The organism is Parafrankia colletiae (assembly GCF_001854655.1).
In the GTDB taxonomy this organism is placed as follows: Bacteria; Actinomycetota; Actinomycetes; order Frankiales; family Frankiaceae; genus Parafrankia; species Parafrankia colletiae.
The window spans coordinates 70821-96383 of record NZ_MBLM01000127.1 but is presented as its reverse complement, the minus strand read 5'-3'; the positions used below and the strand labels follow the sequence as shown (position 1 = coordinate 96383).

At 72.2% G+C, this 25563-nt stretch carries 21 protein-coding genes and 1 pseudogene; 6 read left to right on the top strand and 16 right to left on the bottom strand.

Going from position 1 to position 25563, the window contains the following annotated elements; genetic code table 11:
* Positions 1-146: 146 nt before the first annotated feature.
* From CC117_RS19810 to CC117_RS19780, 7 genes are all read right to left on the bottom strand, one after another.
* A complete protein-coding gene (locus tag CC117_RS19810; RefSeq protein ID WP_071086318.1) occupies positions 147-1172 on the bottom strand; it encodes a beta/alpha barrel domain-containing protein in 1026 nt (341 codons plus the stop codon).
* Positions 1169-2410, bottom strand: coding sequence for a CaiB/BaiF CoA transferase family protein (locus CC117_RS19805; RefSeq protein WP_071086316.1), 1242 nt, complete (start codon positions 2408-2410; stop codon positions 1169-1171). The genes CC117_RS19810 and CC117_RS19805 overlap by 4 nt, the downstream gene beginning before the upstream one ends.
* A gap of 27 nt (positions 2411-2437) precedes the next feature.
* A complete protein-coding gene (locus CC117_RS19800; protein WP_071086314.1) occupies positions 2438-3226 on the bottom strand; it encodes an IclR family transcriptional regulator in 789 nt (262 codons plus the stop codon).
* A 20-nt stretch (positions 3227-3246) separates the two neighbouring features.
* Positions 3247-4005, bottom strand: a complete 759-nt coding sequence (locus CC117_RS19795) for a maleate cis-trans isomerase family protein (protein WP_071086312.1) — start codon at positions 4003-4005, stop codon at positions 3247-3249.
* Complete coding sequence (locus CC117_RS19790; protein WP_071086311.1) at positions 3995-6043, bottom strand: oxidoreductase; 2049 nt, start codon at positions 6041-6043, stop codon at positions 3995-3997. The genes CC117_RS19795 and CC117_RS19790 overlap by 11 nt, the downstream gene beginning before the upstream one ends.
* Before the next feature lie 10 nt (positions 6044-6053).
* Positions 6054-6884: a TauD/TfdA dioxygenase family protein gene (locus CC117_RS19785; RefSeq protein WP_071086309.1), complete on the bottom strand. Its 831-nt coding sequence runs from the start codon at positions 6882-6884 to the stop codon at positions 6054-6056.
* Between the two features lie 132 nt (positions 6885-7016).
* Complete coding sequence (locus CC117_RS19780; RefSeq protein WP_071086307.1) at positions 7017-7835, bottom strand: SDR family NAD(P)-dependent oxidoreductase; 819 nt, start codon at positions 7833-7835, stop codon at positions 7017-7019.
* Between the two features lie 452 nt (positions 7836-8287).
* On the opposite strand from CC117_RS19780, the gene CC117_RS19775 reads away from it, so the two are divergent.
* Positions 8288-9790, top strand: a complete 1503-nt coding sequence (locus CC117_RS19775) for a dolichyl-phosphate-mannose--protein mannosyltransferase (protein ID WP_241830261.1) — start codon at positions 8288-8290, stop codon at positions 9788-9790.
* A gap of 55 nt (positions 9791-9845) precedes the next feature.
* Here the strand turns inward: CC117_RS19775 and CC117_RS19770 are convergent.
* Positions 9846-10764: pseudogene (locus tag CC117_RS19770) on the bottom strand (TIGR03619 family F420-dependent LLM class oxidoreductase).
* 19 nt (positions 10765-10783) lie between these two features.
* Positions 10784-12100: an AMP-binding protein gene (locus CC117_RS19765; protein ID WP_071086304.1), complete on the bottom strand. Its 1317-nt coding sequence runs from the start codon at positions 12098-12100 to the stop codon at positions 10784-10786.
* A 187-nt stretch (positions 12101-12287) separates the two neighbouring features.
* Between CC117_RS19765 and CC117_RS19760 the strand changes: the two genes are divergently transcribed.
* From CC117_RS19760 to CC117_RS19750, 3 genes are all read left to right on the top strand, one after another.
* Entirely contained in the window at positions 12288-13844 is a 1557-nt protein-coding gene (locus CC117_RS19760; RefSeq protein WP_071086302.1) for an acyl-CoA synthetase, read from the top strand.
* Between the two features lie 135 nt (positions 13845-13979).
* Positions 13980-15185 (top strand): NAD(P)/FAD-dependent oxidoreductase, encoded by a 1206-nt coding sequence (locus CC117_RS19755; RefSeq protein ID WP_071086300.1) that lies wholly within the window; start codon positions 13980-13982, stop codon positions 15183-15185.
* 16 nt (positions 15186-15201) lie between these two features.
* Positions 15202-16566, top strand: coding sequence for an MFS transporter (locus CC117_RS19750; RefSeq protein ID WP_241830255.1), 1365 nt, complete (start codon positions 15202-15204; stop codon positions 16564-16566).
* A gap of 146 nt (positions 16567-16712) precedes the next feature.
* Here CC117_RS19750 and CC117_RS19745 read toward each other — a convergent pair whose 3' ends face one another.
* From CC117_RS19745 to CC117_RS19730, 4 genes are all read right to left on the bottom strand, one after another.
* Positions 16713-17636 carry an alpha/beta hydrolase gene (locus CC117_RS19745; RefSeq protein WP_071086296.1) on the bottom strand — a complete coding sequence of 308 codons (924 nt, stop codon included), beginning with the start codon at positions 17634-17636 and terminating at the stop codon, positions 16713-16715.
* A 138-nt stretch (positions 17637-17774) separates the two neighbouring features.
* On the bottom strand, positions 17775-18518 hold the full coding sequence (locus CC117_RS19740) for an SDR family oxidoreductase (protein ID WP_071086295.1): 744 nt from the start codon (positions 18516-18518) through the stop codon (positions 17775-17777).
* Positions 18515-19804, bottom strand: a complete 1290-nt coding sequence (locus CC117_RS19735) for a cytochrome P450 (RefSeq protein WP_071086293.1) — start codon at positions 19802-19804, stop codon at positions 18515-18517. The genes CC117_RS19740 and CC117_RS19735 overlap by 4 nt, the downstream gene beginning before the upstream one ends.
* A gap of 119 nt (positions 19805-19923) precedes the next feature.
* Positions 19924-20397, bottom strand: a complete 474-nt coding sequence (locus CC117_RS19730) for a MarR family winged helix-turn-helix transcriptional regulator (protein WP_071086353.1) — start codon at positions 20395-20397, stop codon at positions 19924-19926.
* 100 nt (positions 20398-20497) lie between these two features.
* Here CC117_RS19730 and CC117_RS19725 point away from each other — a divergent pair, with 100 nt between their 5' ends.
* Both CC117_RS19725 and CC117_RS19720 read left to right on the top strand, forming a co-directional pair.
* Positions 20498-21484: an extracellular catalytic domain type 1 short-chain-length polyhydroxyalkanoate depolymerase gene (locus CC117_RS19725; protein WP_071086291.1), complete on the top strand. Its 987-nt coding sequence runs from the start codon at positions 20498-20500 to the stop codon at positions 21482-21484.
* A 27-nt stretch (positions 21485-21511) separates the two neighbouring features.
* Complete coding sequence (locus tag CC117_RS19720; RefSeq protein WP_084132425.1) at positions 21512-22324, top strand: class I SAM-dependent methyltransferase; 813 nt, start codon at positions 21512-21514, stop codon at positions 22322-22324.
* A 55-nt stretch (positions 22325-22379) separates the two neighbouring features.
* Here the strand turns inward: CC117_RS19720 and CC117_RS19715 are convergent, their stop codons facing one another.
* The 3 genes from CC117_RS19715 to CC117_RS19705 all read right to left on the bottom strand — a co-directional run bounded on the left by CC117_RS19715 (position 22380) and on the right by CC117_RS19705 (position 25177).
* On the bottom strand, positions 22380-23024 hold the full coding sequence (locus tag CC117_RS19715) for a nitroreductase family protein (protein WP_071086287.1): 645 nt from the start codon (positions 23022-23024) through the stop codon (positions 22380-22382).
* Between the two features lie 84 nt (positions 23025-23108).
* Positions 23109-23831, bottom strand: coding sequence for a metal-dependent hydrolase (locus tag CC117_RS19710; RefSeq protein ID WP_071086285.1), 723 nt, complete (start codon positions 23829-23831; stop codon positions 23109-23111).
* 179 nt (positions 23832-24010) lie between these two features.
* Positions 24011-25177 (bottom strand): ABC transporter substrate-binding protein, encoded by a 1167-nt coding sequence (locus CC117_RS19705; RefSeq protein WP_071086284.1) that lies wholly within the window; start codon positions 25175-25177, stop codon positions 24011-24013.
* Positions 25178-25563: the final 386 nt, after the last annotated feature.

The following is a 25563-nucleotide window of genomic DNA, read 5'->3' as shown; positions in this document are numbered from 1 at the left end:
CCCGGAAAAGCCGTCGCCGCGGGCGGCCGTGGACCCCGGGAGAAAACCGGTGCCGCGGCGGCCATCCGTCATCGCCGCGGTCAGCCCCGTCGCCGCGGTCAGCCCCGTCGTCACGAACAGCCGCCCCCGCCCGCGGTGGGTCAGCCCTACCGGGTCGTGGTGACCCCGCCGAAACCGCTCATGATCTCCTTCCAGGTCGTGTCGACCATGCCGCGCGCCGATCCTCCGCGGGTGCGGTGGTCGAGCGGGTCGCGGCCGGTCGCCTCCCGGGCGAGCTCCGACACCCGGGTGTACCTCTCGGGGTCCACCCCGGTGCGCACACCGATCGCGTCGGTGAACGCGAGGAGGTCCTCTGTCGGCAGGTTCCCGAGGACGTCCGGCTCGCCGGGGAACCACAGGTCACCGCCGATGCCGCAGAACGCCGACTCCAGCCAGTCGACGCCGGTCTGCAGCGCGGCGAGGGCGTTCGCGAGCGCGAAGCCGTTGCGGGCGTGCAGGTGCAGTCCGAGCTCCAGGCCGGGGAAGCGCTGCCGGGCCGCGGCCAGCGCGTCGACGACCTGCACCGGGTTGGACATGCCGACGGTGTCGCCGAAGTAGACCCCGGTCGCGCCGGCGTCGACGGCCCGCCCGACGACCTCCATCCGCACGGCCGGGTCGGTCGGCCCCACACACGGCGCGAAGAACGCCATCGCGATCCCGACGACGAGCGAGGCGCCCTCACGGCGGGCGGCCGCCCCGATCGCCGGGAGCTCGGCGAGCACCTCCTCGACACCGCGGCCCTGGTTGAGCCGGCTGACGTCGTCGTCGCAGCAGGTCAGCGCGACCAGGTGGTCCAGACCGCAGCCGGCGGCGCGCAGCGCGCCCTTCAGGTTCGGGACGAGCGCCCGGTAGCGGACCCCGTCGACCCGGGGCACCGCGGCCAGGACGGCCTCGGCGTCCGCGAGCTGCGGGAGGACCTTCGGGTGCGCGAACGAGGCGACCTCGATCTCGCGCACCCCGGCCTCGATCAGCCGGTGGACGAGATCGACCTTCACCTCGGTCGGGATGGTCTGCTCCACCGACTGCAGGCCGTCCCGCAGCCCGACCTCGACCAGTGTCACGCTGTCCTGCAGGGTGAGCGCCGCTGCTGGCGACCCGCCCTCGGCCGGTGTGGCCGATGCGGCCGGCGTCATCGGACGACTCCCCGTTCACGCAGGTCGGCGATGTCGCCGTCGCTGAAGCCGAGCTCGTCCAGCAGGTCGTCCGTGGCGTCGCCGAGGGGCGGGCCGGCCCAGCGCACCCGCGCCGGGGTGCGGCCGAACCGCGGGACGACAGTCTGCATCGGCAGCTCCGAGCCCTTGACATCGACCGCGACGATGGACTGCCGGGCGGTGAAGTGCGGGTCGTCGAGCATCTCGGGGGCGCGGTAGACCATCCCGCACGGGACGGCGTGCTCCTCGCAGCTGCGCTCCACCTCGTGGTGGGTCAGCGTGCTGGTCCAGGCGGCGATGCGCTGGTCGAGCTCCTCCTGCCGGTCGCCGCGGGCACCGTGGGTGGCGTAGCGGGGGTCGTCCGCCAGCTGCGGGGCGCCCATGGCGGCGGCGAGCCGGCGGAAGACGGTGTCCTGGTTCGCGGCGATCAGCACCTCGGCGCCGTCCGAGGTCGGGTAGACGTTGGACGGGGCGACGCCGGGAAGCACCGATCCGGTGCGCTCCCGGACATGCCCGAAGGCGGCGTAGTCGGCGACCAGGGACTCGCTCATCGCGAGGACGGCCTCGTACAGCGCACAGTCGACGACCTGCCCGCGCCCGCTGACGCCGCGCTCGACCAGCGCGGAGACCGCGCCGAGCGCGCCGAGGGTGCCGGCCAGGCTGTCACCGATCGACAGGCCGGCGCGGCTCGGCGGGCGGTCAGCCTCGCCGATGAGGGCCCGCAGCCCGCCCATCGCCTCGCCGATGGAGCCGTAGCCGGCACGGGCGGCGTACGGGCCGGTCTGGCCGAAACCGGTGACCCGCACCATGATCAGGCCGGGGTTGACGGCGGAGAGCTCCGGGTAGCCCAGGCCCCACCGTTCCATCGTGCCGGGGCGGAAGTTCTCCACCAGGATGTCGGCGGTGGCCGCGAGCCGGCGGACCAGCGCCTGGCCCTCGGCGCTGCGCAGGTCGCAGCCGAGCGAGCGCTTGTTCCGGGCCAGCACCGACCAGTGGACGGGGTCCCTCGTCCCGTCGGTGTGCCCCCAGCGCCGCATCGGGTCGCCGGCCGACGGATCCTCGATCTTGATGACCTCGGCGCCGTAGTCGCCGAGGAGCTGGCCGCAGAACGGGCCGGCGATGAGCTGGCCGAGTTCCAGCACCCGGATGCCGGCGAGTGGCCCCTCACCGGGCCGGCGGCGTGCGGCCGGCGCGCTCGTCGTCCCGGGTTCGTCCACCATCTCCGGTCTCCTCGATCCTCGGTGTGCCTACAGAAGCTGCTGGGAGATCGCCTTCGCGCAGTCCACCAGGGTCGGCGCGTGCCGGGCGGCCGACTCCAGGGAGAGCCGGAACGTGGGTGCGCCGATCGCCAGCGCCCCGACAAGGGTCCCGTGCGCGTCGGTGACCGGCGCGGCCATCGAGCTGAGCCCGCGTTCGCGTTCCTCCGGGGCGTACGCCCAGCCGCGGCTCCGGGTCTCCCGCAGGTCGTCCTCCAGCCGCTCGCGGCTGACGATCGTGTTCGTGGTGTACGCGGTGAGGCCGGCGTCGAGGGCGGCCCGCAGCGCCTCGGGGTCGTAGGCCATGAAGACCTTTCCCGCGCCGCCGGCGTTGAGCGGCTGGATCTGGCCGACCCGGCCCTGGTAGATGATCGACTGCTCGGAGTGGCTGATCAGCACGGCGACCCGCGACCCGCCCTGGCGCACGTAGACGATGCTCGACTCGCCGGTGCGGTCGCGCAGTTCGGTGACGACCGGCTTCGCCGCCTCGATCAGGTCGGAGCCGGCGGTCGCCGCCGCCGACCAGGCCATCACCCGCAGCCCGATCGAGTAGAAGTCACCTGTCCGCGCCAGCAGGTTCTCCTGGACGAGTGACCGCAGGATCCGGGCGACCGTCGTCGCCGGCAGGTCGGTGGCCGCCCGGACGTCCGATGCCCGCAGCCGCGGCTGCCCCCGGGAGAAGCAGTCGAGGATCAGCGCCTGGCGGTGGAGTACCTGCACCGCGTCGGCGTCACGGGCTGCCCCGCGTTCCGGCTCGTCGTCCTGGTCGTTGGTTCGCAATCGGTGTGCTGCCTTCAGGTTCAGTGGTGGAGGAGGAGTGAGCCGAATCCCTCGCGCCGGTCCGGCAGACCGGCCCGGCGCAGCGCGTGCCAGTACGTCGCGGTGTTCACCGCGATGACCGGCAGCCCGAGCCAGCGCTCGGCCTCGTCGGCGAGCCGGGCCATCGAGAGGTTCGCGCCGAACTGGATGATGGCCCGCGGCCGGTCCCGCGCCAGGTCGGTGAGGGCGGTGCGGACGTCCGCCTCGGGGATGTGGGAGATCTGCAGCGGGGTGGGTGCCCGCAGGTGGATCGCCCGCCGGTAGTCGTAGCCGAGCTCCTCCACGAACCCGCGCAGGTGCCCGTCGGCGTCCGGCATGTACGGGGTGACCAGGGAGACCTCGCCGCCGTCGACGCCCAGTGCCGCCAGCGCCGCGGGCAGGGCATCCGCCGCGTGGATGAGGGTCAGCGGGCCGAACTTCTCGGCGAGGCGCTTCTCGATCGCCCGCGCGGCCGACACCCCGCCCTGGTAGACGGCCTCGATCGAGACACCCATGAGGACATAGTCCGGGGCGCAGGACAGCACCCGTTCGACGGCGTCGTCCAGCGCGCCGTCGATGGCGCGGACGAGCTCCTGGAACCCGGAGTCCCCGTCGATCGGCTTCTCCGGGATGTGGATGCGCGCCACGTGGTTCGTCACCCCGTACGGCCGCATCGCGTCGTACTCGGGCTGGACCACCGTGTTGACCGACGGTGTCACCACGCCGAACTTGGCGCGGTATCCCAGCGGGTCACCGGGCATGGTCTCGTCTCCTCGGGCCTGGTAGCGGGTGGGAGGCGGTAGTGATCGACCGGGCGGCGAGGTCACCGTCCCAGACGGCGTCGAACACCCGGCGCGGGGCGACGCAGTCCCCGACGGCCACCGCGTGCTGGCCGGCGGCGCGGAGCTCGCGCAGCAGGCCGTCCTCGGCGATCTGCCCGGTCACCAGCACCACCGCGTCGACTGGTTCGCGCACCTCCTCCTCGCCGGTGTAGACGTCCGCGAGACGCACCCTGTCCTCGTCGATGGCGACGAGTTCGAAGCCGGCGGTGAGCCGGACGCCCGCCCGGCGCAGCCGCCCGGTGACGCTTGGCAGGTCGTGGCTGTCGGCCAGCCCGATGCCGACGTGGGGGAGCCGGGTGACGATCTCGACGGTGCGGCCGGCGGCCAGGTACTCGGCGGCGGCGAGGGCCCGGCGGTCCCCGATGTCGTCGAGGACGAGCACCGACGCCGGCAGCGTCACCTGGTCGCCGAGGACCTCCCTGACCGTGTAGACGTTCCACTGGCCGGTGCCCGGGACAGGCGCCGACCCGGGCGCCCACCGGGACGGCCGCAGTGCCGTCCACCCGTCGCGGCGCGGGACGGACCCGGTCGCCACGATGCAGGTGTCGTAGTGGCCGGCGAGCTCCGCGGCGCTCACCTCGTGGCCCAGCCGCAGGGTGACGTCATGGTGCCGCAGCTGCTCGGTCATCCAGTCGGTGATGCCGAGCCACTCCCGGTAGGGCTCGGCGGCGCTGAGCCAGCGCACCTGGCCACCGGTTTCCGCCGCCTGTTCGAACAGCGTCACCCGGTGGCCCAGCTCGGCGGCGGTCAGCGCCGCCCGCAGCCCCGCCGGCCCCGCCCCGACGACCGCGACGGTGGCCGCGGGCGTGGTGGTGGCGGTGGCCGCGGCCACCACGGTCCCGGCCTCCCGCCCGACGTCCGGGTTGTGGATGCAGGCCAGTGAGGTGCGGGCGATCGAGGCGATGCAGTGGTTCGCGCCCACACACGGCCGGATGTCGTTGGGACGCCCCGCCGCCGCCTTCGCCACCCACTGCGAGTCGGCGATCAGCTGCCGGGCCATCCCGACGAAATCCGCCTGGCCGCGCTGGAGCACGGCCTCGGCCAGGTCGGGGGTGGTGATGCGCCCGACGGCGATGACGGGCAGCCCGCCGGCGGCTGCCCTGATCCGTTCGGTCGCCGGGAGCTCGTAGCCCGCCGGCGCGGGGGCGGCGCCGTAGATGAGCATCCGGTCGAGATAGGTGCCCTGAGAGACGGAGAGGTAGTCCACCTTGCCGGTGGCAGCGATCCGCCGGGTGATCTCCACCCAGTCCGCGGGGCGCAGCGCGGCCTCGAAGTCACCGTCATCGCCGTTGATCCGGATCCCGACGACCAGATGCGGCGGCACGACGGCGCGTACCCGTTCGATGATGCGCTCGACCAGCCGGAACCGGTTCTGCGCGCTGCCGCCGTAGTCGTCCGTGCGGTGGTTGGTGGCGGGGGAGAGGAACTGCCCGAGCAGGTAGCCGTGCGCCAGCCCGTGGATCTCCACCCCGTCGAGGCCGCCCTCGACGGCGAGCCGCGCCGACTGCTCGTACCCGTCGACGAGCTCGTCGATCTCCGCGGCGGTCACCTCGTGCGGGATCTCCCGGTACACCGCGCACGGGACCGGGCTCGGCGCCCACACCGGCAGCCGGCTCACCACACTGTCCGTCTCCCGGCCGCGGTGCCACAGCTGGGCGAACAGCAGGGTGCCGTGCGGCTGCACGGCCGCCGCGACCTTGCGGTAGCTCTCCACGACCGCCGGGTCGTAGGCGAGCACGACACCGGTGCGGGGCTGGCTCGTCGGATGGACCGACGTCGCCTCCATCGTGATGACCGCGACCCCGTTCGCCGCCCGCTCGCCGTAGTAGGCGGCGTGCGCGTCGGAGTAGGTGTGGTCGGTGGTGAACTCGGTCGCGTGGGCCGTCATCCAGACCCGGTTGCGGGTGGTGCGCGGACCGAGCCGCCCCGGGGTGAACAGCGCTGGGTAGGTCGTCATCCCGCCTGGCCTACTGGATCGGCTCGTCGCCGAGGAGAGTCGTCCGGTGCATGACGCGCGGCTTCGAGCGGTCGAACTCGCAGGCCCGGTGGACGAGGCCGCGGTTGTCCCAGATCACCATGTCGCCCACCGTCCAGGTGTGGCGCAGCACCCGGTCGGGCGTGGTGGTGCGCTGCTCCAACTCGTCGAGCAGCTCCCGGCCCTCGGCGGCCTCCAGCCCCACCACGTGGGACGTCGTCGACCCGATCACGAGCGAGCGACGGCCGGAGCGCTGCTCCCAGACCAGCGGGTGCGTCCGCTCCGGCCGGGACGCCCACTCCGCCAGCTGCTCCGGTGTCGGGTCCGGGTAGCTGTGGCGCTGCACGGCCTCGAAGGTGTGCACCACCCGCAGCTTCGCGAAGCGCTCCTTCTCCGCGGAGGAGAGGGCCTCGTACGCGTTGTAGGTGCTGGCGAACTCCGTCTCGCCGCCCTGGGCGGCGACCACGTGGGCGCTGAGTACCCCGGCCTTCGGCGGGGGCACGGCGTCCAGGCAGCCGTCGAGGTGCCAGCGGTCGTTGCTGCGGAAGTACTCGGCGTTCGGGTTCGCCGGGTCGAAGCTGATCTCGGTGACCTCGGGGATCCGGTACTTGGCGGACTTCGCCAGGCTGCCCAGCTTCCGGCAGAACTCCACCTGGCTCTCGTCGTCAGCGTGTAACTCGCGGAAAAGCAGCACGCCGTACTCCTCCAGCGCGGCTGTGCAGGCCCCCGGCAGATCGTCGTCGGCGCGCAGGCGCTCGACGTCGACACCGAGGATCTCCACTCCGACGTGCTCGCTCAGTCTCTCCACGGTGATCACGGCCATCCGTCGTTCCTCCTCCTGCCGGTGCCCCGCCCGGGAGCCACCGACCCGCTGGTCCTGCTCGTGCTTTCCTCGCGTTCGCGTCGACCCACCGCGGCGCTCGGATCGTGGTTCGATTGTGCTACTGATCGGCCGTCAGATCCGGCGTCCGGCCGGTACCTCGTTGTGCCTGCGCGGCCAGCGGAACATCGCGTTCGACGCGTGCTGGCCACCGTTGATCAGCAGGGTCACGCCGGAGACCCAGCCGGCCTCCGCCGAGCACAGGTAGAGCGCCGCGGCGGAGACGTCGTCGACATGGCCCACCCGGTTGATCGGGTAGAACGACGCCAGGTCGATCTGGTCCTCCTCGGAGACCAGCCGGTCGGCGACGAGCGGGGTGTCGATGAGGCCGGGCGCGATCGCGTTCACCCGGATTCCGTGCGTGCCGAACTCCATGCCCAGCGTCGAGGTCAGATGATTGATGGCCGACTTCGCCGACCCGTAGAGCACGGCGCCGGGCGTCGGGAACAGGCCGCCGGTCGAGGTGATGTTGAGAATGGCGCCGGGAATGCCCAGGCGCACCATCGACTCCGCGGCCTTGATCGAGGTGAACAGCGCCGACTTCACATGCAGCTGGTAGACGTGGTCGACATCGTCGTCGGTGAGATCGAAGGTGGAGCGCTCGAGCCGCCCGGTGTCACCGGCCGAGTTCACGAGTACGTCGATCCGCCCCATCACGTCGAGCGCGCGGGTGACCAGGTCCTGCGGGGCGCCGCGGGCGGTCAGGTCGACGGGCAGCGCCCACGCCTCCCGGCCCAGCTCCTTGATCTCCCGGACGGTGTCGTCGAGCTGCCCGGGGCTGCGGGCGGCGACGGCGACGTCAGCTCCGGCCTTCGCGTAGGCCAGTGCGATGGCCCGGCCGATGCCGCGGCCACCCCCGGTTATCAGGGCCCTGCGGCCAGCATAGGAGAACATGATCGACCTCCGTACGTGGTAGCGATCCGGCCGGGGCTCCGCGACCTTCTCCTGGCCGGCCGACGTGACCGTATCGTGGTTATTGGACCCGCGATACGGCTTCGACGAAAAATCATTGTTCGGGCAACCTGCCCCGGATCACCATCCACTGCGACGCTCCGACCGCTTTTGTATGGGTATCGGAGGCAAGGTTCCGCCCCGTCACCACCTACGCTGGACGCGTGACGGCACCGACGACGGCTGACCCCGCCACCTCCGCGACCGGCCCCGGTACGGCGGGCACGCCGCGGCCGGGCGGGGGCGGGCCCCGGTGGCGGCGTCTCCCGGACCGCGTCGCCGCCCTCCGGTTCCGCGTCGCCGCCGGAGGCTCAGGCCAGGCCGCTGCCGGCAGGTCGGGAAACGGCGGCAGCGACCGGGCCGACGAGGCGCTGAGGAACCGGCTGTGCCCGCCGATGCCGACCGATCGGATGCTCGGCTGGGCAGCGGCCCTCGCCGTCACCGTCGTCGCCGGCCTGCTGCGGTTCTGGCAGCTGACCGAGCCGAAGGGCATCTACTTCGACGAGGTCTACTACACCAAGGACGCCTGGGGCCTGATGACCGCGGGCTACGAGGTGGACAGCAACACCTGCTCCGGGCCTGCCTTCGTCGTGCACCCGCCGTTGGGCAAGTGGTTCATCGCCGCGTCCGAGAAGGTCTTCGGCTACATCGACTGCGCCGGGGTGCCGCACGGCAGTCCCGAGCTCGGATGGCGGTTCGCCTCCGCGTTCTTCGGCACCCTCGCCGTGCTGGTGCTCACCCGGCTCGCGCGGCGGATGTTCCGCTCCACCCTGCTCGGCTGCGTCGCCGGCCTGCTGCTCGCGCTGGACGGGCTCGCCTTCGTCCAGAGCCGGATCGGCATCCTCGACATCTTCCTGATGACGGGCCTCGTCCTGGCGCTGGCCTGCCTCGTGCTCGACCGCGACCACGGCCGCGCCCGCCTCGCCGCCCGCCTCGCGGCCGACGGTGCCGCGCCTGACGACCGTGCCGCGCCCGACGAGCGCGCGGCGCGGTACGGGCCACGGCTCGGGTGGCGGCCCTGGCGGATCGCCGCCGGGCTGTGCCTGGGCGCGTCCATGGGGGTGAAATGGAGCGCGCTCTACACCCTGGTCGGGTTAGCCGCGCTCGCCCTGGCCTGGGACATCGGCGCCCGGCGCACTGCCGGCGCAGCCATGCCGGGGCGCGGGGCGCTGCGCCGCGACGCCCCCGCCTGGGTGGGCTGCTACGTCCTGCTGCCGATCGTCACGTTCCTGGCCACCTGGACGGGCTGGTTCGCCACCGACGGCGGGTGGCGCCGGCACGAACACGGCGACGGGTTCGTCGCGGCCTGGCGTGGCTGGTGGTCCTACCAGCAGGCGATCCTGAACTTCCACGAGCACCTGTCCTCCCCGCACGTCGCCCAGTCGATGCCGATGAGCTGGCTGGTGATGGGGCGTCCGGTGGCCTACGACTACGAGCCCGTCCCGTTCGGCCAGCAGGGCTGCCGGGCCGCGGAGGGCTGCGCCCGCGAGGTGCTGGCGCTCGGCAACCCGGCGGTCTGGTGGGTCGGGTCCGCCGCCCTGGCGGCGATGATCGCGCTGTGGGTCAGCCGGCGCGACTGGCGCGCCGCCCTGGTGCTCGTCGGCTTCGGCTCGTCGTTCCTGCCCTGGCTGGCGTTCCCGGACCGCACGATGTTCTTCTTCTACGCGCTGCCGCTGCTGCCGTTCCTGATCCTCGGGATCACGATGTCCGCCGGCCTGGTCCTCGGCCCCCGCACCGCGTCCGACACGCGCCGCCTGGCGGGGGCGGTGGTCGTCGGCAGCTACCTCATCGTGGCCATCCTGCTGTTCGCCTACTTCTACCCGCTGCTGGCCTGGCAGGTGATTCCTCTGAACGACTGGCGGGACCGCATGTGGTTCCCCAGCTGGATCGTCGCCTGACCAGTTCGCTCTGGACGGGTGGCCGCCGTACCGGGGCGGCGCAGCAGGCCCGGAATCAGGCGATCGCGGGCATGATCTCCTCGGCCACCCACTGGGTGTAATCGTAGTATTCCTATGTCGTTGACGGCGGGAATGGGCACCGAGCTCATGGTGACGCCGAGTTCGGAGAACCAGCCCAGTCGGTCGATGATCTCCTGTTTGGTCATGCCCGGCCGGGCCCGCGGATCCGTCTGGACGCTGTGGCCCTCACCGACCCGGGAGGTGGCGAACCCGTAGTACACCTCGGTGAGCCGGCCRTTGTAGTCCGGCTGCGAGCGGATGAAGTCCAGCCGTGCCGGGATGTCCTCGGGCTTCGTGAGGAACGGCCACCACCCCGACGCGTAACGGGCGGTGCGTCGCAGGACGGGGTCGGYGTCGCCGCCGAACCACACCGGCGGGTGCGGGCGCTGCACCGGCTTCGGCTCGAAGGCGACGTCCCGGAAGGAGACGTAACGGCCCTCGAAGGCGGGCTTCTCCGCCGTCCACAGCTCGATGATCGCCTGGACGTACTCCTCGGCGATGGCGCCGCGTTCCCGGAACGGGACGCCGAGGATCTCGAACTCCTCCGCCAGCCAGCCGACGCCGAAGGTGACGGTGACCCGCCCACTGGACAACCAGTCCGTCGTCGCCAGTGACTTCGCCGTCACCACGGGGTTCTGCAGCGGCAGGATCGCGATGCAGGAGTTGACCCGGATCCGCTCGGTGGCACCCGCCAGGTAGGCCATGCCGGAATAGGCGTGGAAGTAGTGCGGGCCGGAGAGCTCCACATGGCTCTCCGGGATGATGTGGTGCTCCGGCAGGCTGATCATCGCGTAGTCGAGCTGCTCCGCCCAGCGGGCCAGGCGGGTCTGGTCCGCGCCGGTCACCTGGGCCTCCCACGGCTGGCAGGTGGCCTTCAGCCGCAGCATGTGCGGCATCGAGAATCCGAGTCTCACGTCCGTCCACTCCCGTCGCTCAGGTGAGCAGTAGCTTCTTCTGGACCTTGCCCATCGGGTTGCGCGGCAGGGACGTCGCGAAGCGGACCTCCCGTGGGCGCTTGTGCGGGGCCAGCGTCGACGCGACGTGATCGATCAGGTCAGCGGCCTCGACGGTGTCACGGGTGACGACGACCGCCACGATCCGCTGGCCCAGATCGTCGTCGGGAACGCCGATGACAGCGGCCTCGGCGACCGCGGGATGGGCGAGCAGCGCGTTCTCTATCTCCCCGGCGCCGATCTTGTAACCGCCCGACTTGATGAGGTCGGTGCTCTGCCGGCCGACGATGCGCAGCTGCCCGTCCGGTTCGAACACCCCGAGGTCACCGGTGGCGAACCAGCCGTCCGGCGCAAGCGCCACCGCGGTCGCCGCCGGATTGCCCAGGTAGCCGGTGAACACGTTCGGGCCGCGAACCTCCACCGGGCCGAACTCCTCCGCCCCGGTGACCCGGACCTCGACGCCGCGCAGCGGGGCACCGACGACCCCCGGCCGGCGGTCGCCGTCGGCCCGCGCGGCGGTGTTGATGAGGGTCTCCGTCAGGCCGTAACGTTCCGCGACCCGCTGGCCGGCCTGCGCCACGAACCGGTCGAACACCGGCACCGGCAGTGCGGCCGAGCCCGAGACAAGCAGGCGGGCCGACGCGAAAGCCTCCGGTGCCGGCACCCGGGACCACATGGTGGGCACCGCGAAGTACAGCGTCCCGCCGGGCACCGGCGCGAAGCGCGCCACGTGCCGCAGCGCGGAGCCGATCCGCAGCGGGCCCAGCGTGCCCAGCACGAGCCCGTGCACGTGGAACAGGGGCAGGGCATGCCCGAGCACGTCGTCCGGCGACCAGGCCCAGGCGTCCGCGAGCGCGTCGATGTTCGCGGCGATCGCCCGCCGGGGGATGACCGCGCCCTTCGGCGGCCCGGTCGTACCCGAGGTGTAGATGACAAGCGCGGGGGCTTCGGCGCCAGCCCCGGAAGGCCCGCCAGCCCCGTCGACCTCGGGGGGCAGCGCGGAGCGGGCGGTCAGGTCGACCTCGTCGAGGACCAGGTCGGGCGCGCTGTCCTTGAGGACGTAGGCCCGTTCCGTCTCGCCCGCCTGCGGGTTGATCGTGACCACGGTGACGCCGGCCTCCACCGCGCCGGCGATGGCGACGACCGTCTCCAGGGTGGGGGTGGCGACCACGGCCACCCGGCGCGCGCCGTGCAGCCGCGCGGCGACGGCGCCGACGGCGCCCGCAAGATCGTCTCCCTCCAGAGCGACGTCCGATACCTGGACCCTGGCCTCGCCTCGGCGCAACGCAGTCAGCACCCGCCCATTCTCCGGCCCCGGCGCGCCTCAGGTCGACGGAACCGGCAGGGCCGGGAGCAGGACCGCGGCCCGGGGGTCCGGCAACGGCCGGACAACGCCGCCTCCACTGGCCTAACCTGCCCTGGTGTCCCGTCGTCCGCCCGCGACCGGCCCTTCCCGCTAGAGACGACGGACGGAGAGGGAACGAATGCATCCGGGGGTACACGCCGAGCGCTTTCCTGACAAGGCTGCCGTGGTCGTGGCGGAAACGGGGGAGCGGCTGACCTACCGCGAACTTGAGGACCGATCCGCGCGGCTGGCCCGGTATCTGTACGACGCCGGTTTCCGCCGTGGCGACCACATCGCCCTGCTGACCGACAACTCCCCGCGCGCCTTCGAGGTGTACTGGGCCGCGATGCGCTCCGGGCTTTACCTGACCGCCGTCAACAGTCATCTCTCGGCGGCCGAGGCCAGCTACATCGTGAACGACTGCGACGCAGGTGCGCTGGTCGTCTCGGGGGTGCTGCGCGACATCGCCGAGAAGGTCGTTCCGGACACGCCCGCGGTGCGGGTCCGGCTGGTGTTCGGCGGGGCGGCCGAGAACCATGACGACTACGATGCCGCGCTCCGCTCCGTCTCACCGGAACCGCTTCCGGTGCAGCCCCGCGGGGCGGACATGCTGTATTCGTCCGGGACGACCGGCCGGCCGAAGGGAATCCGCAAGGCACTGCCGGAGCGGGAGGTCCACGAGCCCGGTGACCTGTACGTCGAGCTGCTCACGCCGATGTACGGATTCGATGCCGGCACCGTCTATCTGTCGCCCGCGCCGATCTATCACGCGGCGCCGCTGCGGTACACCGGTGTCGTCCTTGCGGTGGGCGGCACGGTCGTCCTGATGCGCCGTTTCGACGCGCGGGCGGCACTGGCCGCGATCGCGCGGTACCGGGTGACACACAGCCAGTGGGTGCCGACCATGTTCGTGCGCATGCTGAAACTGCCGGCCGCGGACCGGGAACTGCACGACCTGTCGAGCCACCGGGTGGCCATCCACGCGGCCGCGCCCTGCCCCGTCGAGGTGAAGCAGGCGATGATCGACTGGTGGGGGCCGATTCTCTACGAGTACTACGCCGCCACCGAGGCCATCGGGACCACGTTCATCACCAGTCCGGAATGGCTGCGCCGGCCCGGATCCGTCGGCCGGGCCAGGCTGGGCATTCTGCACATCTGCGGGGACGACGGAGCGCCGGTGCCGACGGGTGAGACCGGAACCGTCTACTTCGAGCGGGACGACCCGCTGTTCGAGTACCACAACGACCCGGAGAAGACGGCGCGGTCCCGGCACCCGGACCATCCGACCTGGATCACGGTCGGCGATGTGGGGCACACCGACGCCGACGGCTATCTCTATCTCACCGACCGCAAGGTGTTCATCATCATCTCCGGCGGAGTGAACATCTATCCGCAGGAGATCGAGAACAGCCTGGTGCTGCATCCGAAGGTGTTCGACGTCGCCGTCGTCGGGATGCCGGACGAGGAGATGGGCGAGTCGGTGCTGGCGCTGGTACAGCCGGTGCCCGGCCTGCCACCCGGGCCTGCGCTCGCCGCCGAGCTGGCGGAGTTCCTGCGCGGGCGGATCGCGTCCTACAAGATTCCGCGCAGGTTCGACTTCGTGGCCGAGCTGCCCAGGACCCCGACCGGCAAGATGGCGAAGAAGGTGCTGCAGTCCCCGCGGATCGCCACTCCGCCAGGGGAAGGCGGCGGCTGACCGTCCCCTTGGTGTGCCAGGTACGCCACCTCGGCGTGCACCGCTCGTTCCTACCCGGACTCCGAACGTAGCGTCGACCCGTACGAGACCCGCACGGGGAGATGACTCGGTACCCGCAGGATCGGGAGGTCCACGTTGAGTGGCATCGCAGCCAGGCACCGAGTGCTGATCATTGGGGGCGGCACGGCCGGGGTGAGCGTCGCGGCCCGGCTGCGTCGCGCCGGGCTGCCGGACGTGGCGCTGGTCGAACCGTCCAGCACGCACTACTACCAGCCCCTGTGGACGCTGGTCGGCGGCGGCCGGGCGCCGGTGGAGCGCACCGCGCGCCCCGAACAGGACGTGCTGCCCCGCGGCGTCCGCTGGTACCCCGAGGGGGCCGTCGAGATCGACCCGGACGCCCGGACCGTCCGGCTCGCCAGCGGCGTGCGGCTTGCGTACCAGACGCTGGTCGTGGCGCCCGGGTTGCAGCTGTGCTGGGATGCCGTCCCCGGCCTGGAACAGACCCTCGGCCGTGACGGGGTGTCCAGCAACTACAGCTACGAGTTCGCCCCGGCGACCTGGAACTTCATCCGCAACCTGCGGTCGGGCACCGCCGTGTTCACGATGCCGTCGACGCCGGTGAAGTGCGGCGGTGCACCTCTGAAGATCGCCTTCCTGGCCGCTGACTACTGGCGCCGCACCGGGGTGGCCCGCGACATCCGGGTCGTACTGGCCTTCGGCGCCTCCGCGCTGTTCCGGGTCGCCGAGTACCTGCCGGCGCTCGAGGCGGCGGTCGAGCGGTACGGCCTGGAGCTGCGGCTGTCCACCGAGCTCACCGAGATCCGCTCCGGGCGGCGGCAGGCCGTCCTGCGTGATCTCGCCACCGGTGGCACCGCCGACGTGGACTATGACCTCATGCACGTCACCCCGCCGCAGCGGGCTCCGGACTGGATCCGGACCGGTCCGCTGGCGGGCCCCGACGATCCCGGCGGGTACGTCACCGTCGACCCGCACACCCTGCGGCACACCCGGTATCCGGACGTCTTCGCGCTCGGCGACGTGGCGAACCTGCCGACGTCCAAGACCGGGGCGGCGATCCGCAAGCAGGCGCCGGTGGTCGCCGCGAACCTGCAGGCCGTCCTCGCCGGGCAGGAGCCGGCGGCCCGCTACGACGGCTACACGTCCTGCCCGATCGTCACCGCCCGGGACCGGATGGTGCTCGCCGAGTTCGACTACTCGATGCGGCCGGCCCCGACCATCCCGCTGATCGACACCACCCGGGCCCGGCGGGACATGTACCTGTTGAAGCGCTACGGGCTGCCGGCGCTCTACTGGAACCTGATGCTGCGCGGCCTGGCCTGAGACAGGAGAACCCGCCTTGGCACGGTCAGTGACGGAGGAGGCCGTTCCACCCGCGGTGGACGCCGCCGCCCGGCGCGAGCTGTCCCGGGCCCGGACCGCGACGATGGTGTGTTTCTTCGTCCTGGCACTGCTGTTCGCGTCCTGGGCCCCGCGGATCCCCCAGGTGAAGGAGGAGCTGGGTCTCTCCGACGGCGAGCTGGGCCTCGCCCTGCTCGGCGGCCCTGCCGGTGCACTCGCCACCATCTCGATCGCCGGGCTCCTGGTCGGGCGGCTCGGCAGCCGCGCCATGGTCAGGGTGACGCTCGTCGGCTACGCCGCGGCGGCCCTCGGGCTGGTCGTGGTGTCCGGCGTGCCGTCGTTGTTCGCGGTGCTCGCGCTCTGGAGCGCCCTGGCCTGCGCGCTGGACGTCGCGAGCAACGCCCAGGCCGCCATGGTCGAGGACCGGTTCGGCCGCAGGATCATGATGACGGTGCACGCGGCCTGGACGGGTGGCGCCCTCGCGGGCGCGGTGCTGGGGGCCGGGGCCGCGGCCCTCGGCCTCTCCCTGGGTCTGCAGTTCCTGGTGCTGGGAGCCGCCGCGATCACCGGTGCCCTGCCTGTCACCGGCTGGATGCTCGCCGGCGACCGGCCGACCCGGCCCGCGAGCGCGGCCCTTCCGGCTGACCCGGCCCTTCCGGCTGACGCAGCTCGCGCACCGCTGCCGGTGGGCCGGCCCCGGGCTTCGCCGCGCCGGCTCCGGCGCGGACGGAGCCGGTGGCGCCTGCCCTCGTTGCGGTGGGCGGTGCCGCTTCTCCCGCTGACGATGATCACCTTTGCGAGCTACCTGGGCGAGGGCATCGCGGCTGACTGGAGCGCGGTGTACCTGACCGACGTCACCGGTGCGTCGCCGGGTCTGGCCGGGGTGGGCCTGGTGGCCTACATGACGTGCATGCTCGGCGTGCGGCTGATGGGGGACCGCCTGGTGGAGGCGCACGGTGTGCGGCGCACGATCCGTCCGCTCGCGTTCGCCGCCGCGGTCGTGTTCGCCCTTGCCCTCGCCGCCGCGGACACGCGGTCGGGCACCGTGCTGGGGATCGCCGGTTTCGCCGTGCTCGGTGCCGGGCTGGCCTGCGTCGTGCCGGCGGCGTTCTCCGCCGCGGGCCAGCGGGCGGTGCGCGCCGGCGCCCCCGCCGGGCCGGCGATCGCGCTCGTCAGCTCGGTCGGCTACGCCGGCTGGCTGGCCGGGCCACCGCTGATCGGCGGCCTGGCCGAACTGGTCGGCCTGCGCACCACCATGTGGACGGTGGTCGGCCTGACCTGCGCGATCGCCGCGCTCACCGGCGTTCTCGCCGGCTTCGCGCCGATCGGGCCAGGTTCGGATCCCCCGGACCCGCCTGCCTGACCGGGCCGGCTGTCGGGTCACCGGGCCCGCAGCGCCGGCGTTGGTCGTCCCGTCCGGTCGTCAAGATAGTCATCGGTGTTGACGTGCACCCACTCGCAAAAATGATCTTCAGGGGTCAGTCTTCACCCGCCCGATCGGCCCGGGGCTCAGGTCGCACGAGCGAGCTGGTGGCCGAGGAAGGCGAGCTGGGCCGGGATCACAGCGCTCCAGTAGGCAGGGGTGTGGCCGCCGGGGCCGAAGTTCCGCTCCTGCGCCTGCAGGGCGTCCGCCGCCTCGCGGGAGACGCTGTAGAACGGGTCCGCCTCGCCGCAGTCGATGCGGTAGGCGACGCCTGGCACCGGCGGCGTCCCCAGGATCGCGTGCTCGGTGAAGTCGGCGGAGGAGTCGAACGCGCCGGGAGCGCTGGCACGGTAGGAGTGCCACATCGCGGGGCTGCTCGCGGCGACGGCCACGACCAGGTCGGGGTGGCGGCGCGCGAGGAGGAGCGCGCCGTAGCCGCCCATCGACCAGCCCGTTGCCGCGATCCGGTCGGTGCGCAGCCCCTGCGCGGCGAGCCGGGGGAGTACCTCGCCAAGGATCATGCCCTCGGGGTTGTCGCCGGAGGCACGACGGTGCCAGTAGGTCTCCCCGCCGTCGAGGGTGACCAGCGCGAACGGTGCCGTGCCGGTCGCCAGCGCGGCGGTCAGGTGCGCGTCGAGCCCCAGCAGGCCGACCGCCCGGTCGGCGTTGTCGCCGCGCCCGTGCAGCACCAGGCAGACCGGCAGCTCGCCCGCGCCCGCGGCGGAGGGTGCGCCCGCGGTGGTGGGGGCGACCACGACCATGCCGACGTGGCGGCCTCGTGCCGTGCTCGCGAACGTCGTCCGCCGCACTGCGACGGGCCCGACCGTGGGTGAGGCCGCCGCCTGGCCGGACGGCGACGGATCACCGGCGGGCGGCGGGGTGACGCCGCCCGCCGTGCCGGCGCCGCCGGCGGGAGTGGGACCGCTCGGCGGCGGGCTGTCCGTTCCGCATCCCGCGGCAAGACCGCCCGCCGCGGCCGCGATGAGAAGCGCCCGTCTGCTCGCTGGCATGGTACGGATGCTCTCATCACGGACAGACCGGCCGTCGCACCCGGGCCCCTGCGCCGCAACGTCCGGCACCCGGCACCCGGGGCGGTGCAGCCCTGGCACCCGGATTCTGCGGCCGGTTGCCTGGGCAGCGGAGCGACGTCAGATGTACATGCCGCCGTTCACACCGATGATCTGGCCGGTGACGTAACCACCGGCCTCCGAGCAGAGATAGGAACAGGCGCCGGCGATGTCCGCCGGTGTCCCCGCCCGGCCGAGCGGGACCATGGCCGCGATCACGTCGATGCCGGGGACACCGCCCTCGGCCTCGCCGCGACGTGCCATCGGGGTGTCGACGAGCGTCGGCGGGATCGTGTTCGCCGTGATGCCGTGGGCGGCGAGCTCCCGCGCGAGCGACTTCGTGAGGCCGATGACCCCACCCTTGGAGGCGGCGTAGTGGGCCATGTTCGGCGCGCCGGACTGGGCGCTGGACGAGGAGATGGTGACGATCCGTCCCCACTTCGCCTCGATCATGCCGGGAACGGCGGCCTGGACGCAGCTGAACGTCCCGGTGAGGTTCACGGCGAGCATGTGGTCCCACGCCTGCGGCGTCAGGTCGAGGAGCGGGACGAACGACTCGATGCCCGCGCTGGTGACCAGGATCTCGGTCGGCCCGAGTGCGGTGTGCACCTGGTCGAAGGCGGCCCGCACCGCCTCGCGGTCACCGACGTCCACCGCCACCGCGAGCGTCTTCGCGCCGACGGCGGCGAGACGCTCCGCCGCCGTGGTGGCCGCGTCGCCGTCGCGGTCGAGCAGCGCGACGTGGTATCCGTCGGCGACGAACTGCTCGGCCACGCCGAGGCCGATGCCGGACGCCGCGCCGGTGACGACGGCGACCCGGCTCATCGGGCGCTGCCCTCGACCGGGGTGAACTCCAGGTGCAGCTCGGTGAGACCCCGCAGGATCCACGTCGGCTCGTAGTTGAAGCGGCGGTCGCCGGGCGGCCCGTGGTGCTTCTCGGCGAGCTGGATGTCGCGGGTGCGGTCCAGGATGCGCTCGAGGCTGATCCGGCCCTCGACCCGGGCGAGCGGACCACCGGGGCAGGAGTGCACCCCGCGCCCGAAGGCGACGTGCTGGCGCAGGTTCTGCCGGTCGATGCGGAACTCCGCCGGGCATTCGAAGTGCCGCGGATCGCGGTTGGCCGCTCCGTTGAGCAACATCACCGGGGTTCCGGCGGTCACCTCGACACCGCCGATCGTGGTCGTCCGCCGAGCGAGCCGGAAGTCCGTCTTGACCGGGCTCTCGAGCCGCAGCGTCTCCTCGATCAGGTCGGGGATGAGCTCCCGGTGCGCACGCAGCTCGTCCTGGACCTCCGGGTTCTCGGCGAGGTACTTCAGGACGCCACCGAGCAGCCGGGCGGTGGTCTCCTGTCCGGCGGCGAACAGGAACGTCGCGGCCCGGACGACGGCAACGACGTCGGGGGTGCTGCCGTCGGGGTACACCGCCGACGCCATCTGGGTCAGCACATCGTTGCGCGGGGTCTCGCGCCGGTTCTCGATGTACCGGGTGAACCACTCGTCCAGCCAGCCGAGCGCGTTCATCTCGCCGTCGCCGTCACCGCCGGATCCGATCATGCCCGGGCTGGTGCTGAGACCGAAGCCCTGCCGGAACCGCTCGTGATCGGATTCCGGCACCCCGAGGATGTCGGCCACCGCGAGCATGGAGAACGGCTGGGCGAAGGCACGGATGAACTCGCAGTGGCCGTCGGCGAGGAACTCGTCCAGCTGCCGGTCCGCAAGTCCCCAGATGAACGCCTCGTTCTCCTGGAGCCGTTTCGGCGTCAGCATGCGCATCACGAGCGCCCGCTCGTTGGTGTGCATCGGCGGGTCCATCGTGACCATGTGCTCGTTCATCGGCAGCTGGTCGCGATAGGTGTCGATGACGTCGCCGACGTCGTCACCCTCCAGCGGCACGGGAAACGCCGCGAACGGGCCCACCACCGAGTTGCACGACGAGAACGTCTCCACGTCGCGATACACTTCGGTGACCTCGGCGTRGCCGGATACCGCCACCACTCCGAGATGCGGCAACGGCAGCACCGGGCACGCCGAACGCAGTGTGTCGAAATAGGGGTACGGGTTCTCGACGAGCGATTCGTCGTTGAAGAAATCGATCGTCTTCCAGTCGGTCAACCCGCTCTCCTCCGGGGCAGTCGAATGCACGGCAGAGAACTTTTTGGGCGGGTGCCCAAACCGTGTTGGGCACCTGTCTAGCACATCTCCGACATCGCGGGCAACCATGATTCCCGGGTTCAGCGGCCTGCGGTGTTCCCGGCGCCGTTCCGGGATCCGCCGCCGTCCTCGGACAGGAGCGCGGTGAGCAGCTCCCGGAGCTGGTCCAGGCCGTCCGGGCCGAGGTGTCGCGACCACTCGCCTTCCAGCGTGAGTGCGGTGCGGCGCATCGCGCGCAGGGCGGTCATGCCGTGCGGGGTCAGGCACACCAGTCGCGCCCGACCGTCGTCCGGATCGGCGACCCGCTCGACGTAGCCACCCCGCTCCAGGACGGTGACGGCCTGCGCGACGGCCTGCCTGGTCACACCGAGGCCGTCGGCGAGCTCGGAGACCCGCCGCCCGCCGCCCAGCAGCGGCACGAGCAGCTGGGCGTGGCCGGGGCGCAGGTCGGTGAGCCCGGCGGCGGCGAAGCCCTCGGCCACCCGGGCGGCCTGCCTGCGGGCGACCATCTGCAGCAGCGCCGGCGTCGTCGGCGCGGCGAACGGGCGGTACATCTGCGTCACCGACCCATCGTCCCATTGCAGATAGGCAAGGGGCTTGCCTATTCTGGCCGGTATGTCGACCTCGATCGGTTCCCCGCGGCCGCGGCCGCGGATGGTGCTGGGCTGCACCCTGCTCGTGACCGTTGTCCTCGCCCTGCTCCTGGCGTCCTGCGAGCCCGGGCAGCGGCGGTCCGGTCCGTTGCAGCAGGGGAGGGCCGGCGAGCCGCGGCCCACCCCGTCCACCGCCGGCTCGGCGGCAGCCATCCCGGCGGGCCGGTCGAGCCAGACGCTCACGGTCGGCGGAGTGGAACGGACGGTGAACCTGTACCGCCCGGCCGGGCTGGTCGAGCCCGCCCCGCTCGTGGTCATGCTGCACGGCGGGTACGGCAACGGCGTCCAGGCCGAGACCAGCTACCACTGGGACCGGGTCGCCGACAGCGGCCGCTTCCTCGTCGCCTTCCCCGACGGGACCAACCACTCCTGGAACGCCGGCGGCCAGTGCTGCGGCCCGGCCGCGGCCTCCGGCGTCGACGACGTCGCGTTCATCAGGGAGATGGTCACGACCCTGCGCGGCCAGATCGCGGTCGACCCGCGGCGCGTGTTCGTCGCCGGCATCTCCAACGGCGGCGCGATGGCGTACCGGATGGCGTGCGAGACCGACCTCTTCGCCGGCGTCGGCGCGGTGTCGACGACCATGCTGGTCGACTGCCCGGACCCGGCACAGGCCTCCATCCTGCACATCCACGGCGCGCAGGACACGGCGATCCGCTACGACGGCGCTCCGGGAGAGCCCTACAACCGGCGCAACGCCGGTATCGACGGCCCGCCCGTCCCCGAGGTGCACGCCGCCTGGCGAAGCCATGACGACTGCTCCGCACCGCAGGTGACGGTCGCGGGCGTGCTCACCACCTCGGCCGCACGCTGCCCCGAAGGGCGCGCGGTTGAGCTGATCACCATCGACGGTGCCGGGCACCAGTGRCCCGGCGGCGACCCGAACACCCTCGCGCAGCGCCTCGGCGCCGCCACCCCCTCGACGGCCCTCGACGCGACGGCGAGGATCTGGGACTTCTTCGCAGCCCACCCCGCGCCTGCGGGCTGAGAGAATGCTCCGGTGAATGATCAGGGCATGCGTGGCTACGGGGATGACGTGCTCGGCGGCGCGCAGGACAGCGAACGGGCGAGACTGGCGGCGATGGCCGCGGTCTGCGACCCGACCACCGCCCGCGTCCTGGACGATCTCGGCGTCGGCCCCGGCTGGCGCTGCCTGGAGGTGGGCGCCGGCGCGGGCACGGTCGCGACCTGGCTCGCGGGCCGGGTCCGGCCCGCCGGCGGTCACGTCGTCGCGACCGACATCGACCCTCGCCCCCTCGACGACCTCGCCGGCCCGAACCTGACGGTCCTGCACCACGACATCACCTGCGACCCGCAGCCGCCCGGCGGGCCGTTCGACCTCGTCCACGCGCGGTTCGTGCTGGAACACCTGCCAGCCCGCGAGGAGGTCCTGGACCGCCTGGTGGCCTGGCTGGCACCCGGCGGAGTGATTGTCGTCGAGTCGATCGCCGGATTTCCCGTCGGCTCCTCGCCGCACCCGGCCTTCCGCCGGGCGATGCACGCCGTCGAGGACGTCCTCGCGGTCACGATCGGCACGGACGCCACCTGGGGGCGCAGATTCCCGGCACCGCTGCTGGACCGAGGCCTGCTGGATGTCGGCCTGACGGTCAGTCTGCCGGCCACCGGCGGGGCCAACGCCTCCGCACTGTGCTGGGCGCTCACCCTGAGCCGCCTGCGCCCGCACATCCTCGAGCATCAGCTCGTCGCCGCCGACGTTCTCGACGAGGCGCTCGACCTGCTCGCCGACCCCGGCTTCTTCGACCTCGCCGCCGCCACCGCCATCGCCTGGGGCCGGCGGCCGCCAGCCGCTCCGACACCCGCGGTCTGAGTCGACAGCAGCGGTCCGAGCCGTGCCGAGCGGGCGCGGCAGCCAGGGGCCGCGGCTACCAGCGGTCGCGGTGCAGGATGGTCTCGAGGGGATCCCGGGCTGCCGGCCGGAAGTCGGTGCCGATGGTGTGCGCGACGGGGATCAGCGCGCCCTGGCTGTAGCCGGGCGGGATGCCCAGCAGCGCGGCGACCTCACCGGCGTAGGCCAGGTGCAGGCTCGTCCACGCCGTGCCGAGCCCGCGCAGCCGCGCGGCCAGCATGAAGTTCCAGACCGCGGGCAGCAGGGACCCCCAGAACCCTGCCTGGGCCTGCGGCGGGACGGTCGCGACATCCCCCTCCAGGCAGGGGATCACCAGCACCGGCACGCGGTGCAGGTTCTCGGTGAGATACCGCGCCGAGTCGGTGACCCGGCCCTGGATGGCGGCCCGGTCGCCGGTGTAGCCGGCGTTGCGCCTGTCGGCGTCGTCCAGGTAGGCGAGGGCGCTCCTGCGGTAGTACTCGGCGATGCCGGCGCGCAGCTCGGGGTCGGTCACCACGATCCAGTGCCAGCCCTGCCGGTTCGACCCGGAGGGTGCCTGCAGCGCGATCCGCAGGCACTCCTCGATCAGTTCCGGTTCGACCGGGCGATCCAGATCGAGCCGCCTGCGCACGCTGCGCGTCGTCGTCAGCAGTTCTTCGGGAGTCAGGTCGAGCAGAGCCACCGGACACTCCTCGCGGTGCCGCGCGCGGGCAGGCGCGCTCCTGGGGAACAGGCGGACATCGACACGGTAACGGCCCGGTGCCGTTCAGCCGGTCGGGATCCGCTCGAACCACAGGAACGGGTTGTCACCGACCAGGACGCCGGACGTCAGCACGATCGCCGCGCAGGTCAGGACCGGCACCACCACAAGCCGCTCGACCCGGCCGTCGGTGCGGGGCACCAGGACGGTCTCCATCCGCCACGGGATTGGCCAGAGGAGCAGGCAGCCGCGCGGCGTCAGGCAGTCCCCGAGCAGGTGGGCGAGGCAGCCGAGGGTGACCGCGATCCCGGCGAAGCCCATGTCCAGGTCGTGCATGAGGTAGACGGCGGCGCCGGCGGCCAGGCAGTCCTTCAGGCCCGACCAGAACTCGTGGCCCTTGAAGTCCAGGCCGAGCCCGCGCAGCCCGAATCCGACCAGGATGAACAGCGCCGCCCACCAGCCGTACCGGACGTACTCGGCGAGCGCCCACATCAGGACACCCATGGCGACGGCGAACAGCAGTGAATGCGTGGCCTGCCGATGGCCTCCCGCCGCGCGGCTCACCCACCGGCACAGCGTCTTCGTCACCGGCCCCAGCGTGTTCGCGATACGTCCGGACGGATGGTCGATGTCGGGCAGCAGCGCGGCGCCGGCGGCCACCACCGCGCCGGCGATCAGCTGGCTGGACGACAGCGGCACCGAGTACGACCCCAGCAACTCCTCCCGTGACAGGACAGGCGCCGCGGCCAGCCAGACCACCGCGCCGCTCAGCACGTGCGTCTGCCCCATCACGTCAGATCAACCCCAATGATCAGCACCGGCGGACTCTAGCCTGTTCACGGCCCACAGTGCACGTGACGCGCCTAAGGGACATCCCGCCCCTACCGTCCGCAGGCACTCCGCTGCACTCCTCGTCCGACGAGGCCGCCTGCTGCCTGCCGCGCCGCCGGCCACCGCGCCGCGCCGGCTCAGCCCAGCCGGCGGCCGCAGAAGTTGGGGTTGACGACCTCGATACGGTCGCCGGCCGCGTTCACCTGGGTGAACGAGTAGCACTCCTCGAGCTTCCCGAAGTCCGCGCCGAAGTCGATGGCGTTGAGGAGACCGCCGGCGTCATAGCTCTTCACGGCGCGCAGGCCGTCGATGAAGCTCTGCCGGGTCGGGCAGGCGCCAGCCTCCTGCAGGCCGCGCACGAAGATGTCGGCGACGATGTACCCCACCAGCGCGAGGGTCTGGTTGGCATCCTGCAGCTCGGGGGCGAACCTGGCCATGTTCGTGCGGTAGGCGTCGATCGCCGGTGAGTTCAGCTCCAGCGGCCGGTAGCTGGTGAATGTCGTCAGGCCGGCGATGCTGGAACCGTACTGGGCGAGCAGCTCCCTGCTCGGTGCCTGGCTGCCGCTGAGGACGACCTTGACGGGCAGCCCGTTCCGGCGCAGCGCGGTAACGATCTCGGCCAGGCCCTCGGCCCCGATCGCCCCCACGATCGTGTCGGCGCCCTCTGCCCGCATCCGCTGTTCGAGCGCTTCGATCTGGTCCGGTGACGGATCGTTGTCGCCGCCGATCGAGGAGGATCTGATACCGGCCGCCGCGAGGCTGGTGGTGAACTGCTGAGCGATCTGTGGCGACACCGTCGCGTCCAGTGCGTTGTAGAAGATCAGCGCGCGCGTGCCGCCCTGCTCCTGGACGAATCTACCGAAGGTGTCCACCGCGCCGTCGCCGGTGAAGCTGTAGCCGAAGGTGAACATGTTGCGGTAACGAGTCCATACCTTCTCGACCGCGAGGCCTACGACCGGAACGCCTCTCTCGGCGAGGTAGTCGGCGCTTCCGGAGGACGCGACGCTGGCCTGGAGGATGCCGAAGACATCGCCCTCCTCGATCAGCTTCTGGCTGACGGCCCGGTTCACGGCCGCCTGGGCCTGGTCGTTGCGCGTCTCGTAGGTGATCTGGCGGCCGTGTACCCCACCGGCGGCGTTGGCCGCCCCGAAACGGGCGTCCACGCCGGCACGCAACGGGGTGAAGATGTCGGCGCCGAGACCCGAGTCCGGATAGACGAGCCCGGCAGCGATTTCCTGCCCGGTGACGCCCGGAGTATCGCAGGGGGCCGCCTGGGGTACGTTGTCCTGCCGGCAGCCGGACAACGCGGTCGTGCCGACGAGAGTGACTGCACAGCATAACAGTGATAAAAAGTTTCTCAATCTGCGGGCCTCCCGAAGAAGAATGTAATGTGAGTCGATCCTGTTCCGCCTTTTTGCTGTCGGCGAAGCGGACTATAGCAGTACCATGCGAGCCGCGGCGCCGCTGTCAGCCACTCCTCTCGCGTCGCGTCGCCGCCGCCGGCGATGCACGGTGCGGTAAACGCAGGTGATCTGTGTCAGATGTCGCAATCCCGCTTCTCTCCGGCGGGCGGCGAATGTGCGCAGCCGCTCTCTCGATTCGCTTGCTGGCGAGCAGGTTTCGCGCGGCTCGGCCCCGGCGTGCCATCGGTGGAGCCGCCGTTCGTGCTCTGGTGCGGGCAGCCCGGAAC

What these genes read in the sequence shown, in the direction of transcription:
- CC117_RS19710 (WP_071086285.1), bottom strand. Translation starts at nt 23,831, where the DNA reads ATGGGGCAGACGCACGTGCTGAGCGGCGCGGTGGTCTGGCTGGCCGCG.
- CC117_RS19720 (WP_084132425.1), top strand. Translation starts at nt 21,512, where the DNA reads ATGCGTGGCTACGGGGATGACGTGCTCGGCGGCGCGCAGGACAGCGAA.
- CC117_RS19790 (WP_071086311.1), bottom strand. Translation starts at nt 6,043, where the DNA reads ATGACGACCTACCCAGCGCTGTTCACCCCGGGGCGGCTCGGTCCGCGC.
- CC117_RS19760 (WP_071086302.1), top strand. Translation starts at nt 12,288, where the DNA reads ATGCATCCGGGGGTACACGCCGAGCGCTTTCCTGACAAGGCTGCCGTG.
- CC117_RS19740 (WP_071086295.1), bottom strand. Translation starts at nt 18,518, where the DNA reads ATGAGCCGGGTCGCCGTCGTCACCGGCGCGGCGTCCGGCATCGGCCTC.
- CC117_RS19795 (WP_071086312.1), bottom strand. Translation starts at nt 4,005, where the DNA reads ATGCCCGGTGACCCGCTGGGATACCGCGCCAAGTTCGGCGTGGTGACA.
- CC117_RS19745 (WP_071086296.1), bottom strand. Translation starts at nt 17,636, where the DNA reads ATGCCAGCGAGCAGACGGGCGCTTCTCATCGCGGCCGCGGCGGGCGGT.
- CC117_RS19730 (WP_071086353.1), bottom strand. Translation starts at nt 20,397, where the DNA reads ATGTACCGCCCGTTCGCCGCGCCGACGACGCCGGCGCTGCTGCAGATG.
- CC117_RS19810 (WP_071086318.1), bottom strand. Translation starts at nt 1,172, where the DNA reads ATGACGCCGGCCGCATCGGCCACACCGGCCGAGGGCGGGTCGCCAGCA.
- CC117_RS19785 (WP_071086309.1), bottom strand. Translation starts at nt 6,884, where the DNA reads ATGGCCGTGATCACCGTGGAGAGACTGAGCGAGCACGTCGGAGTGGAG.
- CC117_RS19780 (WP_071086307.1), bottom strand. Translation starts at nt 7,835, where the DNA reads ATGTTCTCCTATGCTGGCCGCAGGGCCCTGATAACCGGGGGTGGCCGC.
- CC117_RS19805 (WP_071086316.1), bottom strand. Translation starts at nt 2,410, where the DNA reads ATGGTGGACGAACCCGGGACGACGAGCGCGCCGGCCGCACGCCGCCGG.
- CC117_RS19775 (WP_241830261.1), top strand. Translation starts at nt 8,288, where the DNA reads ATGCCGACCGATCGGATGCTCGGCTGGGCAGCGGCCCTCGCCGTCACC.